The 15,166-nt window shown below is 60.3% G+C and carries 17 protein-coding genes and 1 tRNA gene; 4 read left to right on the top strand and 14 right to left on the bottom strand.

Annotation, left to right across the window (positions count from 1 at the left end):
- Positions 1–61 precede the first annotated feature (61 nt).
- From V1293_RS16850 to V1293_RS16795, 12 genes are all read right to left on the bottom strand, one after another.
- Positions 62–487, bottom strand: a complete 426-nt coding sequence (locus tag V1293_RS16850; protein WP_334511015.1) for a hypothetical protein — start codon at positions 485–487, stop codon at positions 62–64.
- Positions 484–1,221, bottom strand: coding sequence for a cytochrome c biogenesis CcdA family protein (locus V1293_RS16845; protein WP_334516753.1), 738 nt, complete (start codon positions 1,219–1,221; stop codon positions 484–486). The genes V1293_RS16850 and V1293_RS16845 overlap by 4 nt, the downstream gene beginning before the upstream one ends.
- A 33-nt stretch (positions 1,222–1,254) precedes the next feature.
- Positions 1,255–2,037 carry a DsbA family protein gene (locus V1293_RS16840; protein ID WP_334511014.1) on the bottom strand — a complete coding sequence of 261 codons (783 nt, stop codon included), beginning with the start codon at positions 2,035–2,037 and terminating at the stop codon, positions 1,255–1,257.
- 3 nt (positions 2,038–2,040) lie between these two features.
- Positions 2,041–2,550 carry a copper chaperone PCu(A)C gene (locus V1293_RS16835; RefSeq protein WP_334511013.1) on the bottom strand — a complete coding sequence of 170 codons (510 nt, stop codon included), beginning with the start codon at positions 2,548–2,550 and terminating at the stop codon, positions 2,041–2,043.
- Positions 2,547–3,206 (bottom strand): SCO family protein, encoded by a 660-nt coding sequence (locus V1293_RS16830; protein ID WP_334511012.1) that lies wholly within the window; start codon positions 3,204–3,206, stop codon positions 2,547–2,549. Before V1293_RS16830 ends, V1293_RS16835 begins: the two co-directional genes overlap by 4 nt.
- A 32-nt stretch (positions 3,207–3,238) precedes the next feature.
- The gene (locus V1293_RS16825) at positions 3,239–3,670 is read right to left on the bottom strand and encodes a c-type cytochrome (RefSeq protein ID WP_334516751.1); all 432 of its coding nucleotides are present in this window, start codon (positions 3,668–3,670) and stop codon (positions 3,239–3,241) included.
- Entirely contained in the window at positions 3,654–4,619 is a 966-nt protein-coding gene (locus V1293_RS16820) for a WD40/YVTN/BNR-like repeat-containing protein (protein ID WP_334511011.1), read from the bottom strand. The genes V1293_RS16825 and V1293_RS16820 overlap by 17 nt, the downstream gene beginning before the upstream one ends.
- Positions 4,616–4,888: a hypothetical protein gene (locus V1293_RS16815; RefSeq protein WP_334511010.1), complete on the bottom strand. Its 273-nt coding sequence runs from the start codon at positions 4,886–4,888 to the stop codon at positions 4,616–4,618. The genes V1293_RS16820 and V1293_RS16815 overlap by 4 nt, the downstream gene beginning before the upstream one ends.
- A 465-nt stretch (positions 4,889–5,353) precedes the next feature.
- Positions 5,354–5,917, bottom strand: coding sequence for a TlpA family protein disulfide reductase (locus tag V1293_RS16810; protein ID WP_334511009.1), 564 nt, complete (start codon positions 5,915–5,917; stop codon positions 5,354–5,356).
- A gap of 44 nt (positions 5,918–5,961) precedes the next feature.
- On the bottom strand, positions 5,962–6,555 hold the full coding sequence (locus V1293_RS16805) for a DsbE family thiol:disulfide interchange protein (protein WP_334511008.1): 594 nt from the start codon (positions 6,553–6,555) through the stop codon (positions 5,962–5,964).
- A gap of 174 nt (positions 6,556–6,729) precedes the next feature.
- Complete coding sequence (locus V1293_RS16800) at positions 6,730–7,245, bottom strand: DUF411 domain-containing protein (protein ID WP_334511007.1); 516 nt, start codon at positions 7,243–7,245, stop codon at positions 6,730–6,732.
- A 38-nt stretch (positions 7,246–7,283) separates the two neighbouring features.
- Positions 7,284–8,702, bottom strand: a complete 1,419-nt coding sequence (locus tag V1293_RS16795; RefSeq protein WP_334511006.1) for a multicopper oxidase family protein — start codon at positions 8,700–8,702, stop codon at positions 7,284–7,286.
- Positions 8,703–10,269: 1,567 nt separating this feature from the next.
- On the opposite strand from V1293_RS16795, the gene V1293_RS16790 reads away from it, so the two are divergent.
- Positions 10,270–11,118, top strand: coding sequence for a trypsin-like serine peptidase (locus V1293_RS16790; protein WP_334511005.1), 849 nt, complete (start codon positions 10,270–10,272; stop codon positions 11,116–11,118).
- A 40-nt stretch (positions 11,119–11,158) separates the two neighbouring features.
- Positions 11,159–12,073, top strand: coding sequence for an NrsF family protein (locus V1293_RS16785; protein ID WP_334511004.1), 915 nt, complete (start codon positions 11,159–11,161; stop codon positions 12,071–12,073).
- 144 nt (positions 12,074–12,217) lie between these two features.
- Here V1293_RS16785 and V1293_RS16780 read toward each other — a convergent pair whose 3' ends face one another.
- Positions 12,218–13,495, bottom strand: coding sequence for an adenylate/guanylate cyclase domain-containing protein (locus V1293_RS16780; RefSeq protein ID WP_334511003.1), 1,278 nt, complete (start codon positions 13,493–13,495; stop codon positions 12,218–12,220).
- Between the two features lie 688 nt (positions 13,496–14,183).
- Here V1293_RS16780 and V1293_RS16775 point away from each other — a divergent pair.
- Together V1293_RS16775 and V1293_RS16770 are read left to right on the top strand one after the other, a co-directional pair.
- A complete protein-coding gene (locus tag V1293_RS16775; RefSeq protein WP_334511002.1) occupies positions 14,184–14,396 on the top strand; it encodes an antitoxin MazE-like protein in 213 nt (70 codons plus the stop codon).
- A 4-nt stretch (positions 14,397–14,400) separates the two neighbouring features.
- Entirely contained in the window at positions 14,401–14,712 is a 312-nt protein-coding gene (locus V1293_RS16770; protein ID WP_442894249.1) for a type II toxin-antitoxin system PemK/MazF family toxin, read from the top strand.
- 313 nt (positions 14,713–15,025) lie between these two features.
- On the opposite strand, the gene V1293_RS16765 is transcribed toward V1293_RS16770, so the two are convergent.
- Positions 15,026–15,100: transfer RNA gene (locus V1293_RS16765), tRNA-Val, on the bottom strand.
- Between the last annotated feature and the right edge of the window lie 66 nt (positions 15,101–15,166).

Raw genomic sequence — 15,166 nt, 5'->3', positions numbered from 1 at the left:
AAGGGTTTTCTGTCCACCACCCCCGGGATGATTCGTGGAGATCAGGAGCGGGCCAGCCTTCTTATAGTCCGCATATGTCGCGGTCACGAGGTGAGGCGGGTTGGCGGCGGACGATCTTCTCGATTCGCTTGTCGGCGCCAACGTAGAGCTCCCAGGTGTCGCCGGGCTGGTAGCCGCGCTCCGACGGGTATTTCATCACGACCCGCTGAGCGGACGCATCGCCTGTCGGTCGTTTCTGCTGGCCCTCGTCGGTGGCAGTCGCGCCGTCCCACGCCAAGTGGGGCGGGAGGAGCAGCCAGTACTGATCGTTGGCGAATGCTGGATCGACTTCCTTCTTGACGACATCGCTTTGGCTGGGGAGCTGCGAGCGCTGATAGGTCACCTTGACCGGATTGCCTTCCTTGTCTTTCCCCTCGTAGGACACCCTGTCGGTCTTCGGGCTCTGTTGGGGCGCTCCGCCGCCTACGATCTCCTGGTCCATACTCATCCGAAGGTCGCCAGCACCGGAAACATCTCCAACAGCCAGAACGAAAATGCGGTGAGATAGCCCGTGACCATGGTAACGCCTATGAGAACCATAACTCCGCCGGCGAGCGGCTGCAGGATACGACCGACCCGGCCGATCGATTTAAGCCTTGCTAGAAAGCCGTCGGTAAGCGCCGCCGCCAGCAGGAATGGCACGCCGAGTCCCAGTGAATAGATGGCCAAGAACGCTATCCCTCTGGCCACTGTAGTTGACGCTGCACTAACCGTGAGGATCGTCCCCAACATCGGTCCGATACAGGGCGTCCAGCCGAAAGCGAAGGCCATGCCTAGTGCATAGGCGGCGATTGGGTGCCCACCTGGAAGTGTCAGGGGGGACCGAATATCGCGATGGAGCCACGAAGGCCGCATCAGCCCGATCGTGAATAGGCCGAAACCAATGACAATCGCCCCGCTCACAATGCCCAATTCATGTTTGTAGGATATGAGTGCTTCGCCAAGAGCGGTCGCGCTGGCACCCAGGATGACGAAAATCGTTGTAAAACCCAGAACGAAACAGGCGCTCAGTGCGATGGCTTGAAGCCGGACGATCATCGCCCTTGGCGCCCCTGGATGCGCAATCGATTGTCCTGCAACGTACGAAACGTAAGCCGGCACCAGCGGCAATACGCAGGGCGACAGGAACGAAATGGCTCCCGCAGCAAAGGCGGCCGTGATCGCGCTCGTTGAGATTTCCATCATGTCCGATGCTTGTCCTAAATTGTCCAGGACTTATTGCCGATGCTCCCGGGCCGTACGAACCCATGTCTGCAAGGTGTTCAAGTCGGTCGCCCCGCGAAAGATTTGGTCACCGATTACAAAACCCGGCGTGCCGTTGATGCGAAGGGCCTGGGCGAGCGCGAGATTTTTTTGGATGGACGCCTGGATCTTGGAATCTTGCATGTCCGCCTTGAGGCGCTCGACATCCAAGCCAATTGCGGCGGCCACCTCCATCACCTTGCTTTCATCGACGGCACCCCGCAGCTGATAAAGTGCCCGGTGGAATTCGACGTATTTGCCTTGCTTATGGGCGGCGAGGGCGGCCTTCGCAGCGACCGTGGAATTTGGCCCAAGGATGGGGAATTCCTTGTAGACGACACGCAGCTGAGAATCGGCTTGCTGTGCCTTCGCCACCACTGGCGCCACTTGGCGGCAGTATGGGCAGTTGTAATCGAAGAACTCGACAAGAGTGACATCGCCATTGAGATTGCCACTGGCTGGACTGTCAGGGTCACGAAAGACCTCGTCTGCGCGAGCCTGGAGGACCTTCTGGATGTCTGTTTCTGCTTTCTCGCGTGCACGAGCCTCAAGCCGATTGACAGACTCCATGATAACCTCGGGATGAGCCATCAAATAGTCATGCACACGCTGGTCGAATTTATCCTGAGATGTCTCGGACAGTGAATATGCGACAAGCCCAAGCGCGATGCCGATGACGGCGACAGACGGCAGGACGACGCGCAGGTTTCGACGGCGCGTGAGATTTCTCGACGGGATGTTCTGCTCTTCAGTCATCGCTCACTTCTTCATTGGTTCGCCAACCCCATGCGTCATGGAATCCATGGCGGGGCCTTGCATGGCGCCTACCTTCGCGACAGGAACCATCACGTCGATCTTGCCCACCTTTTCGAAAGTCATCGTCATGGGAAAGCTCTGCCCCTCCTTGAGAGGCTCTTTCAATCCGACGATCATGATGTGCATGCCTCCTGGACTGAACGTGACCTTTGCTCCAGGTCGAACGTCAACGGTAGGCATTTCGCGCATGCGAGATACGCCATTTTCTTCGGCAACGCTGTGGAATTGAACCTGATCTCCTACAGGCGTTGCGGCGCCCACAAGGCTGTCGCCCACATTCCCCTTGTTGATCACCGTTCCATAGACGGCTCCGTTTTTCGCTCCGGCCGGCGTTGCGCGTGACCAGGCGCGCTCGATGGCGATCGAATTTTGACCTGCTGTTTGTGAATGCGCGAAGCCGCCGGAAAGCAATAGCAGCGGCAGAATCGATATCAGATAGCCTCTCGGTTTCATGAGCTGTTCCTCCACCGCGTCGAGCTGGTCATTTGCTGCCGCAGCCATGTTGCAATGGCGTCGCCATCCTCCTTGCCCTCGATAACGTTTACGAACGTCCCCTTGGGGTCCATCAGATAGAGGTACCCGCTGTGCGACACGGGATAGTCGTCGCCACTCTTCTCTGATTTATCCAGAGCAACGTACACGCGGTATTCTTTGGTCACTTGGTCGATCTGCGCCTGCGTTCCTGTCAGGCCAACGATCCGCGCATCAAAAGACTTCAGGTAATTTGCCATGACTTCACGCGTGTCGCGTTGCGGATCGACCGTAATGAACAGCGGTTGAAGCCGACCCGTGTCCGGACCGAATTTCTCGAGAGCTACGCTGACGTTGGCAAGCGCTGTCGGACACAGGTCGGGACATGAGGTGTAACCAAAGAAAATCAGCAGCCACTTTCCGCGGAAGGTTTGATCAGTGACGCTTTCACCATTGGTGGATACCAGCGTGAACGGCCCGCCAATTGCAGGAGTACCCGTTCGGGTCGCCTTGCCGAGGACGGCTGATTGCGATGTAACTGCTCGAGGGAGACTCGTTGCGTACCAGACGACGACAAGCGCAACGACGGTAGCGGCAATCAGCGAAAGGACCAGGATCAGTTTGGATGTCAGTTTCATTGTCGAGCTCCTGACTGCGGGATCACGCGACGTCATTTTCCGGCTGATGGAAACGGGTGCCCGCGACTTTCCTCCGACTGAAATTGAATTTCCTCCGGCGTCCACAGCGTCTTCAGATAAGCGATCGCCGCACGAATCTGGTCCGGCGACAGCGTGTCGCCAAAGGCGGGCATCGTCAGCCGTTCGGTCTTGTTGAACGGGTCTCGCCAGCCCTTGCTCACCATCATGTAGAGTTCGGCGTCCGAATGCCGCCAGGTGTGGCCTTCCGCATTGTGCGGAGGCGCCGGCAGTTCCCCGTGCTCATCGCGCTCCTGCCAATTCGGTGCACCCTGAGCATTGGCGCCATGGCACGACGCGCAATGCTGCCGGTATATTTCATGACCGCTCTTCACGAGATCTGGATCAAGCGGTGGCGGCCCGGTGGCCGCACGGGCGACTGCCGCTGAACTAGCCACGCCGATCATGATCGCCACCAGAGGCTTGCGCATTGGCCTTTATCCATGTAACGCCCCCATCCGTGCTGTTGTATAGATCGCTGTCCGCATTGATGGCGAACAGGACGCCGGAACGCGCAAAAGCAAGCGCGATTATCTCTGAGGTCGGAGACTTGATCGGGACCCAGTTCTCGCCGCCGTCCGGACTGCTGAACAGCCCCCTTTCAGTTGCCGCATAAAGGTGTTTTGGCTCTCCTGGGTCGTAAGTTACGGCGTAGGCCTGTCCGTCAAGCTTGCCAGCCGTCTGCCAAAGGCAGAAGCAGTCCATCGCGCGATGAACTCCCTTGGAGGCTGCAGCGAACAGCCAGCCGGTCTGCATGCTGCCGGGCATATTCGAGTGGATCAGCTGGCGCAGACCCTGTTGAGAGGTCCGGTCCATGAGGCGCCACGAGTGTCCGCCGTCCTGGCTGCGGTAGACGCCCTTATCCTTAAGCACCGCATACGCGGTCTCCGGCTGCGTCGTATGCGCGGCCACTGCGATCACATCCCGGCTTGCCAGCCCCTCGTCGCGCTCGACCCACGTCTTGCCGCCATCATCACTCCGCAGCACGCCAACTCCGGCGCCGGCGACATACAGGATGCCTTTGCCGGCCGGAGATACGGCCAAGCTGGAAATTTGCCGGTCTTTCAGTGGTGCAATTGCAATCGTCTGCCAACTCTTGCCCTGATCGGTGCTTCGATAAAGCACGTGGCCGTAAGCCTTCAGGAGCGCATCTGTACCGGGATCATAGGCGAGACCGACCACCCTGCCATTCTGCTGATTGGCCCAAATGCTGGTGACCGTTCCGGCGCCGAAAAGCAACGCGATCACCAGTGCGACCGAGCCAACCCTGGCGAAGTCTCTTATTCTTTTCCTCACGGATGTGATGCATTGCCTGAACCGATAGCCGGCAGACCCGGCGTTTCCATACCCTGTCATTCCTTCTTCTCCGGTTCGGCGGGAGCATTCTTGCGCCATTGATCGTTCGGACGACTGTCACTCATCATGCTGTTGCAGTGATCCATCATCCGATCCATTTGCTTCATCCCCTTCATCATGCCCATCATTCCTTCGCCATTCCTTGTGCCATTGTTGCCCATCATCGAGTCGGGCGAATCATGCCCGGCTTCCGCATAAAGGGCTGATGCGACCATGACGCTCGCGAGAAGGATTGATGCGAACGCGGCCAATAGGGTGAGTTTACGCATGGGAGTTGCTCCTTTTTTCTGATCGATCCGGGTTCGAGTGCGCAGGTTGAGCGTCAACGACTCCGTCGTGACAGCAGCTTGCTGCACTCACTGACGAACTGCTTGTCCTGGGCCCGTCGAGAGCGGTTGAGGTCGGCGTGTCCACCGCGTCACGAGAGGCCGCTGGCTGGTTTTGGCCGCGGCACATCATGCACACGCCGAGTCCGCACATGATGAGGCAAGGCAGCGTGCTCAGGAGGATCGGCGCGAGCCCGGCGGCCACCAGCCATGCCCAGCCACCGAAGTACAGGCCAAGGACGACAGCGAGGCTCGCCAGCGCCACCAGCGTCCATCGAGTTCGAAGGTAGTAGCGCGCTGCGTAAGCCAGATCGCGCCGGAGCGGCCGCTCGGTCGTACTGGATTGTGGTAGAGTCATCGGGTTTGCTCCGTCGTCAACTGTCGTGAATCGTTCCATCTGCTGTAAGGTCAACCTCGGCAAGTCGGTGTCACGGCCTGCGTTGCTTCCGCCGAGAACGGTGCCGCACGGTGCCCGGCAATCACGCACCTGATGAACTCAATCATCTCGGGTGAATCCCACTCAGCCGGCCCGATCAGCCGGCCGATCTCGCGACCCTCGCGATCGATCAGCAGTGTCGTCGGAATACCGACGGCGCCGAGCTCGCGTGTGGCGCTGCCAGAATTGTCTCGATACATGCCAAGCTTCAGGATTCCGACCTCGGCATAAAACTTGCGCACCCCATCCATGCCGCCGCGATCGATGGACAGGGGAACTACTTCGAAGTCATCGCCTCCGAGCGTCTTCTGCAGATGATCGAGCGCTGGCATCTCTTTGCGGCATGGGACGCACCACGTCGCCCAGATGTTGAGGAGCACGATCTTGCCGCGGAAGTCAGCCAGGCTCCGCGACTGTCCTTTGCTATCCTCGAACTGGATCCTTGCGACAGGCTTGGGAGCCGAATGCATGATGAACTTTTTCGAGGTTTCCTGCGCAGCACCTGCTGCCGAGGCAGCAGCAACAAGCCCCGCCACGAGGCAGAAGCGAACGCATTGCGCCACGATGTTTGTTACACGCGTCATTGCTCCCGCAGCCTCCGTATGAGCGGAAGGAGCGTTTCGTCGACGACCTTCGGCGTCACGGCTCCGATGTGCTTGTATGCAATACGGCCGTCCTTCGTGATCACAAGGGTTTCGGGCACACCGTAGACTCCCCAATCGATCGCCACTCGGCCGCTAATATCTGCGCCGGTGCGGGTATAGGGATCGCCCATGGCGTTGAGCCATCGTGCGGCGTTGTCGGGCTGATCTTTGTAGTTGAGGCCATGAATTGGCACGATGGCATCAGACTTCATCTGCATGAACACCGGGTGCTCTTCCCTGCAGGCGACGCACCATGAAGCGAATACGTTCACGAGCGACACCTCGCCGGAGAGGTCGTTGCTGGACAGACCCAGCGAGCGCGCTTTGACCGGTGGCAGATTGAATTGCGGCACCGGTTTATCGATGAGGGCCGATGGAATCGCGCCGGGATTTCGCGACATTCCCCACGCGAGAATGATGGCAAGTGCCATAAAGGCCGCGAGTGGGACGAGATAAGCGAGACGCCTGCTCCGCAGCGGCGGGTGTTCCGCTTCACGCCCGCTTGTTGTGATGATCTGTTCAGCGCTCATAGCTTTCTCGATCGCCAATGACGGCCGCTCTCGAAGAGATATCGGCCGAGTAAAAAGATTCCGCTGACGACAGCGAAGACGACGAGTATGCCGGCTAGTGTCACGACACACAGCACGAGCTGGGGGACCAGTTCAAACTCAGTCGGCGATAACAGCATGGCCATCGCGCCTCCGTTATTCGACCGCGAAGACCTTGGGCGACGCGGCATTGCTGGCGATTTCGTAGATTGTGAAGGGCCCGCTCTTTGGGCCGGTCATACCCGGAGTGCCGGTCGGCATGCCCGGAAGCGAAACGCCGATAATGTCGGGATGCTCAGCCAGTAGCTTGTTGAGCACGTTCACCGGAACATGGCCTTCCACCGCGTAACGGCCCATGACCATTACGTGACAGCCCGCCAAATTGTCGGGGACGCGCAACTGCTTTCTGAGCGCTGCAAGATCTTGCTTCGAGTCGATCGCGACGTCGAATCCGTTGGTGCGAAGGTACTTGGCAAACTCCAGGCAGCAGTCGCAGTTCGGATTCCGGTAGAGAGTTGCCTTGGGCTTGTCCTGTGCCGAAGCAGGCGTGCCGAACAAAGCCTCGGAGCCAGGGAGGCCGGCTCGGTCAGCACCAAAGGTCTTGACCACGACCCCGCCCGCGCCCGACGCAGTGATTGCGAACATAGCTGCAAGTACGTTTCGACGGTTCATTTCGTCATCTCCCATCGGACCATTTTCAGTCCCTCTACTCAGGCCACACGAATTACTGCCATCATTCCCCCGTCCTGATGGTCGAGGATGTGGCAGTGGAACATCCAGTCGCCCGGGTTGTCGGCGACGAACGCAATGTCGGCTTGTTCGCGCGGCGGCACGAGCACGGTGTCCAGCCACTCGCGATGGCGAGTAGGCTTGCCGTTGCGGGCAATCACGCGAAACGAATGACCATGGAGGTGGACGGGATGGTGCCAAGCGGTTTCGTTGCGGACGGAGAGAATATACGAGCGCCCGCGGGCAAGGCTCAGCATCGGTCTCATGTTGTGGCCAATCGCAGAAACCCCGTTGATCGACCATCCCATCCCGCCCATGCCCATCATTCCCATCCCCATCATCATGCCGCGACCACTCATCATGCCGCCCTCCAGCGTGGCGGTGTGCCTGTCGGCATTGTCCGGATCCGGCTCTGGAATCGTGTTCGCGCGCATGCGAGACGGCGCATCGAGCGGATGATCCCGTAGACGCGGTTCGTCGGTGTAAGCGAAGTCGACCAGCCTGTAGGCGCGGTCCCGGTAGAAGGAATCGACCACCGCCGTGGTCGCGCCCGGCTTCCCGGTCATGTCGAGTACGAGGTCAGCGCGCATTGCAGGCCCCAAGACAACACGTCCGCCTGGCGGCTCGTGTGGCCCGATTGGCTGACCGTCGAGTGCAACGATCAGTGGTCGATGGGATGGAAACTCGAGCCCGAAAATGCGCGCGGGCGCGGCATTGATGAGACGCAGCCGCAGTCGCTCCCCGGAACGGACCCGGATGCTCTCTGGAACGCGACCGTTGATCGTGACGGTGTTGCCGATCCGCCCCGCCATGGTCGTTTCCATGCGATTGCCGAAATCGTCGACGATCGATGCGTCGCGCGCCAGTCGCCAGTCGCCCAACACCCAGACCAAGTCCCGGTCGACCGGGATAGGTTCGATCTCTTCGACGATGAGCGCGCCCGACAAACCGCGGCCGACCTGCTCAGCGCTATGATGATGCGGGTGATACCAGTAGGTGCCGGCATCAGGCACATCGAATTCGTAGACGAAGCTGTCGCCGGCCGGGATAGGCTCCTGGGTCAGGTGCGGTACGCCATCCATGGCATTCGGCACCCGCACCCCGTGCCAGTGAATGGTGGTTCCCTGCGATAGCCGATTATTGACGGCAATCCGCAAACGTTCGCCTTGACGGACCCGGATCTCCGGCCCCGGAACACCGCTATTGTATGACCACACATCGGTCTCGGGATACGGAGGGCCGACCAGCGGCACGCGAACCGGTGCAGCTGACAACGTGAATTGTTTCGGCGGTGCAACGGCGCCGGCGCTTTCATGCGGCAACGATAGTGCCGCAGCCAAGCTCGCGCTGCCGACAAGGAATGATCGACGATCTAATGTCATCCCGGAAATAGTGGCCATTCGCAGCCATCCTGTGGGTTAGGAGCGAAGCACACGCAGTCGGAATTCCGCATGAACTTGCACCTTGGGTCCGCGCGCGACGCCTCACTGCGCCAGGCGCATGTCCAGTACACGCCGCTCGCCGGCGACGTGCCTCAGCTCAGGATGGTGGATCTAGGAGGGTAGGGGTCGGGCGCTTGGGCGCGCCCCGTCAGCTGATTGGGTTTGGAGAATACGGCGTGAGCGGCCGACGGCTGCTCAGGTACGAATTGGTCCTCTGGGGCAATTGCAGGGCTGCTGCAAAATGCCCCCAAAGCACATAGTCCAGCCGGAAGCCCTCCCTTGGCATCGCAATGGTCGCAAGTGCCCGGTGAGTGGCTATTGCCAGATACCGTCATGACCGCCGCTTTTGCCCCGGCCAAGGACGCGTACACGCCTCCGCCCGCCGGACCAAGCACGAGGACCAGCGCCAAGATCACTGCAGAAATACGGCGAACAGTAGCGATCACCATGACACCGAAATAATGATCTGCCGGGCAAAATGCTAGCGCGGGATCATATCCCGCGCCAGCTGTCGAGGATCAATTGCGGTTGAGACATATGGTTCGGGTGGTTCGGGGACGGGACCGGTTCCGTGCCCTTGTCGATCAACGTCGCGCGGGATCCCACCCTGGCCTGGTTCTCATCATGCGCTTTAACTCGGCCTACCATTTCTGCCCGTGGCTCTGCCTACGAATAGCCTTCTCGCGCGGCTCAAGTCGATCAGCCGCATCGGACGAGTCCTGCCGGTCCCTGGCATAGGGCTGTAATGACGGGCCGGCTTTCGTCGATCCCGTCATGGCTGCTCGGGACGGTTCCGCAGCTATCAAGGATTGGATAGGGCAGGGCTATTGTCGCTGTATTCCCTCGCCGGACGCAGTGCACTGCAGCGTGCTCAGGCCTGAACACAAGCCGATGGTACTTTGCCGGCTCTCTCTGATATTGTGGCGCAGTAGGTTGATGTTGTGATCCCATGCAGGTCATCGCACGACTGATCCCGGTGCTGTTGTTGACGTTGGCATTTTCGTTGCCGGGATTCGCGCGGCCGAGTGAACGCATAGGCGATCCGCTCGAAGCAGCAACTGCCTCGGTACGGTCAGCAGTCTTGAAGGATACACAGCGCGTGATGGCAAAGTGCCACCGCTGTTCCTGGAAAGTCTGTAGCGCCGTCGGCGTCGCGTGCAGTGCATATTGTGCTGGGAGCAGCATTCTCGGACCTCTCGCATCCGTTACAGTTCCTCTTCCTTGCCCATCAGTAGACGCACCGGTTTTCCACGCCCTACGGGATCACGGCATTCCGTCGGATCCACATCCTCCCAAGCGCATCTCGCTCAGCTGAACGGCCGCCGTTGCGGCCGTCGCCGATCCGTGCGTGTCAGGCCGGTCGTTTGCCGCCGGCACGTGCTCGCCGTGGGCGACATATCAGGTTGCCACGCATTCACGGCAGCTGACCAGCAGGCTTCCCCGAAGCGCGCCGCAGATTGGCAATTGAAGCCGAACCTCCGACACCAATCGTTGGGACGGCGCGACCGGAGCGCGGGAGGAAGAAATGGTTATCGCAAAAAGTTTGCTCGGATGTTTCGTCATCTCGCTCCCAGTCATATGGCTGGAGCTGTCCTCAGGCGTGACCCCGCAGCTCGCGGCTCGGGCCGACAAAGCGTCCGTTTCGTTATTCGACGGGGGTCATCGTCAGATTGTCGATGCGCGGTTCTCGCCGTACTCGGCGGTCGGAAAATTCAAGGGCACGATGACATGTACGGCCGCGATGATCCTTGATCCGCGGATCATCGTGACCGCTGCTCACTGCATCATGGAGAGAGATGGTACGATCAGAGAGTCAAGTTTCTCATTTCAACCTGGCTACCGGTCGGCAAACCATAATGCCAAGTTTGATGCGACCGTTTGGGCGGTCGGATCGAGGCAAAGCGCGGAGCACGAAACTGTCCGCGATGCAGCGAGAGATTGGGCGATACTGGTTTTGGATCGGGCGCCATTAGGCGTTAAACCCTTTGCTCTCAGCCGTCACCCGATCGGGACCTTGGGTCTGTCTGAACTGCAGCTCCAGCTGCCCGCCTATTCCGACGATATCGGCGACGCGGAGGCTCTCAGCGTCGATCCGGCCTGTGCGGTCCGCGATCTGGTTTGGGATACGCTGATCCACAACTGCACAGGAGGGCGGGGTTCCTCCGGAGCGCCACTGCTGGTCCGAGAGGAGCGGGGCTACGCCATCATCGGCATCCAGGCCGCTTCGATTTTCGAGGGTGATCAAACCGGGCACATAGCAAGGTTCGTCGGTGGCCAGGCAATCGGTTCATGGATGTTCATGAAAGCGGCGCTAGCTTCTTCTCGGCAGCTGAACGCCGAGCCAGTCCCAGCGGTCAGTTCCGGAGATTACTAATGCCAGTCCGCCAGATATCGCGATCTTGAGGATGACAGCCATGCGCACAGATCAATTGATCGAATCGTTGGCCGCAGACCTGAAACCGGTCGACCGAAGCAGCGTCAGCCGAGCTCTACTGATTGCATTGGCGATTGGCGCGGCGGCGGCGCTCTCGGTCATGTTCGTGGTGTTCGGGTCCGTTCCCAATTTTCTCAGCCGTGCACACCCGGACGTCTTTGTGACCAAACTGTTGTTTGGCGTTGGTGTCGCCGCGACGGCGGCAGCCCTTCTGCCAAAAGCGGCTCGCCCTCGCACAGATATCCGGAATGCGCCAGCACTCATCTTCCTTCCCTTCACTGCTATCGTCGCAGCCGCGGCCTCAGCACTGGCTTCGGTCCGTGTGACTGAGTGGTCTGATATGATCTTCGAAGAACATTCGGTTACGTGTTTCCTTACGATCCCCTTGCTTGCAATCCCGGCGTTTATGGCGCTCGTTTGCGCCCTGCGGTTCGGGGCCCCGACCGACCAGTCATTTGCCGCCGTGCTCCGCACAGTGGCGGGCGCAGTCTTCCTCGGCTGTTGCGCTGGTGATCACGGGCTTGCGGCCGCCTCACATCGGCGTGAGACTGTAACCGACCGATACTTGCTCCCGAACTCATCTTTGAAGCGCGCGCATGACGCGTTTTCTGTAAACGATGGAGCCGGGACTATGTTGAAGAAGAGCCTTCTCACGATTTCGTTCTTGCTGCCGCTGGCAGCGCTGTCCGCAACCGCCCAGGCGGGCTCGACGATCACGGACAAGAGCTACTGGCCGAACGAGGCGAGGCGCAGCGCACAATACCCGGGTTTCGCGCAAGACCGCGTGAGCTCCGCATTTGCGTTCGACCGCGGTGCACCCACCTGGCTGCCTGCGACCGGTGTGAACCAGGATCGTTCGCCCTGGCGCTATCAAGGTGGCCCGAAATCCCGGTAGCGGTGGAGTTGAGGACGTCTACGTGCAAGGGGCTGCGGATGACGGTCAGCTTCCGCAGTCCTTCTTGTTGGAATTCATGTCAACCGAAGGAGCATGCCTATGGTTGTCAGCCAACGAACCTCCTGGATACGACGGAGATCGCGCTTATCTGTTGGCGCTTGGCGTAGCTGCACCGGCCGCTTCACTCACTTGATAGAGCCGGATGGACTGGCTGCGCCCGCGCAGCGCATGCATGGAAAGGCTGTCGAGTTTGATGACCTCCTCGAGCCCAGGGGCCGACGAGAGCACGTCGGCGGAGACCACGAGCGCGGCGCCGATGTCGGCGGCCACCCGCTCGATGCGGGCCGCAGCGTTGACCGCGTCGCCGATGCAAGTGTATTCGAGCCGCTCCTCCTCGCCGAGGATGCCGGCCATCACGTCGCCATAATGGATGCCGACGCCGATCTCGACCGGCGGCAGTCCTTCGGCCAGCCGCTCGGCACGCCAGTCGCCGATGGCCGAGACCAGCTCAAGGCCAGCCATCACGGCGTGGCGCGCATCGTCGCTGCCGGGTTCCGGCACGCCGAAGATCGCCATCACGCCGTCGCCGATGAACTTGTCGATCACCCCGCCATGCCGCGCGATCGGCTCCGTGATGCGGCGGCGATAGTCGTTCAGGAAGGCGGCAAGCTGGTCAGGCTGCATGCGCTCCGCAAGGCCGGTGAAGCCGCGCAGATCCGCGAACAGGATGGCGGCCTTCTGCAGGCGGAAGGACTGCGTGGTGTCCTGGGTCGCCGCGATTTCTTCGACGAGCTGCGGGCTGAAATAGCGCGACAGATTGGTTCGCCGATGGCTCTCGCTGATTGAGGAAGTCAGGGTTCGCTGCGACCGCTTCACGGTGACGAACAGCGCGTAGGTCGCAACCCCGATGATGACCAAGCGGGCGAGATCGTTGGGAAGGCTCGCCCCGATCCGCGATCCGTCATCGTTGAGATAGGACACCAGCCAGATCAACAGCCAACCCGCCACAAAAAGCCCACCGGTGTAGACGATCAGGAACGGTCGGTATCGCACCGCCGCCGTTGCAAGGAACACGAAGATGAGCAGCGCCGCCGGCGTGTCGAGTGTCAGGTCCAGCGGTTTGCGGTTCGCGACACTGACCATCTCGAGGCAATGGAACAGCAGGGCGATATCGAAAGTTGCGACGACCCAGAGCATCCATGGCCGGAACAAGCGCGTGCGGTTGATGAAAAAGGCGGCGAGAGTGCTGGCGGCAAGGCCGCCGAGCGGGACGATCGTGGTCTGGCTTTGCTCGGCCATCCGCACCGACCAGTTGAGCAGCGCCAGCGAGCCCAACGCGAGCAGGCGAAGCGCTGCGACGAGCCGTTCGGTGCGCCGCTCGTGCTTGGCGAAGGCACGGTTGACGTGCAAGTCGATAGGCATTCAGTGTCCGGCTGCCGCGGATTGCCGCCGTGAAGGCGTGCGACATTTTACCCCCGTTTCCAGGGCGCGCCCAGCCCGGCGCCACCTCCCCGAACTCTCGCAGGCCGGCTGGTCTGAAGGAGCGTTAGAGCTAGATAGGGCGGCCAGATTGAACGCCGCTCGATTTCATGGCCTCGGCTTCCCGTCGATAAGAGAACAGCGCTTCCAGGGTAATCGCGACCGGTTCGACCGTCATAGATGGAGGCGGCACTATTTCGTTACGAATGGCGCTGCCATTCCCTGCCGTCGGCACAAGCGAGCCCCACGGCGACCGGACGGCGTTAGACTGGCAAGCTAACGATCGAAATCGTCGGTTTGCCAAGAATTCGGCGACGCTTCTTCTTGAGATTGCTTACTCGCTTGAACAAGGCAGAACTCGAATTCCAGTCCGAGTGCACTCATCACGCTGTGAAATAAGCGATAACGGGCGCGCCGCGGCCGATGAAGATGGGCACTATTCGTTCGCCGTGGCGCTGCGGGCAAATGCGACTAAGCGCGCCAGCGTAGCCCAATGTCCGACAGAATAGCCGAGCTTGCTGCGCTTTATCGGCTTTGCCCGAAGCGCCCAGCGGGCCTGGATTCTCGCCCAACTCTTGCATTTCGAACTGTAACGCGTTACACTGTCACGCGTTACAGACGGAGAAAGCCCATGGCGGCACCAGCCGAGAGGATGAAGATGATGCGGCAGCGGCGGCGCGCACGGGGACTGCGCGAGTTGCGTCTCGTCGTTGCCGACCCGCGGTCGCGGGCGGTACGACGACGGGTGGCGAAGCAGGTCGCCGGCCTCGACCTGGATCACGAGCGCGACGTGTTGAAGTGGATCGAATCGGTCTCCGAGTTTGATTCAGATGCGACGCGGTGATCTGGTGACCGTTGCGGCGGCCGGTGACGATGGCAAGCCCCGTCCCGCCGTTATCGTGCAGACTGATGCCTTTCCGGAGAGCCATGCTTCAGTGGTGATCTGCCAGTTAACTTCCGATCTGGCGGATGCTCCGGATTTCCGCGTCACCATCGAACCTAACCCCGAAAACGGATTGCGGCTCAAATCGCAGGTGGTGGCCGACAAGCCGGTCACCGTGAGACGCGAACGGATCGGGCAGAGGATCGGGCACCTCGGCAACCAAGACATGGCTCGGCTCGGAATTGCTTTGGCGTTTGTCTTGGGGCTCGCGGATTAGCGATGCTTCTGGTCCAGGCGACGGACAGCAAGATTTATGTACGGTTGTCGGCGGCTTGATGCGGCATTTTCCGACGCCCGGAAACTATATCGCGCGAAATCGTAAAATGGCGCACCCGACAGGATTCGAACGTGTGACCTTTGCCTTCGGAGGGCAATGGTCGACGCAAGCTGCCAGCCGCGGAATGATCCGTTCGACCAATGGCAAGAATCGGGTGTTGCGAGCGGCGGTTCTTCCACTGCGCCGTCCAAAGTCCCTTTGGGGCACACGGCAAGGGAGTCAAGCAATCAAGTGTCTGAATGAAAATGGGTAATGGTGGACGCACAAGGGATCGAACCTTGGACCTCTCCCGTGTGAAGGGAACGCTCTCCCGCTGAGCTATGCGTCCGGGAAATGTGGGCGAACAACAAGCCCCGTCAGAGCCCGCGATTTACGAAGTACAGGCCCCTAGTGT

Origin of the sequence: Bradyrhizobium sp. AZCC 1693 (assembly GCF_036924745.1) — a bacterium.
Taxonomy (GTDB): Bacteria; Pseudomonadota; Alphaproteobacteria; order Rhizobiales; family Xanthobacteraceae; genus Bradyrhizobium.
The sequence above is the reverse complement of the archived record's forward strand: the minus strand, read 5'-3'. Positions and strand labels throughout refer to the sequence as shown.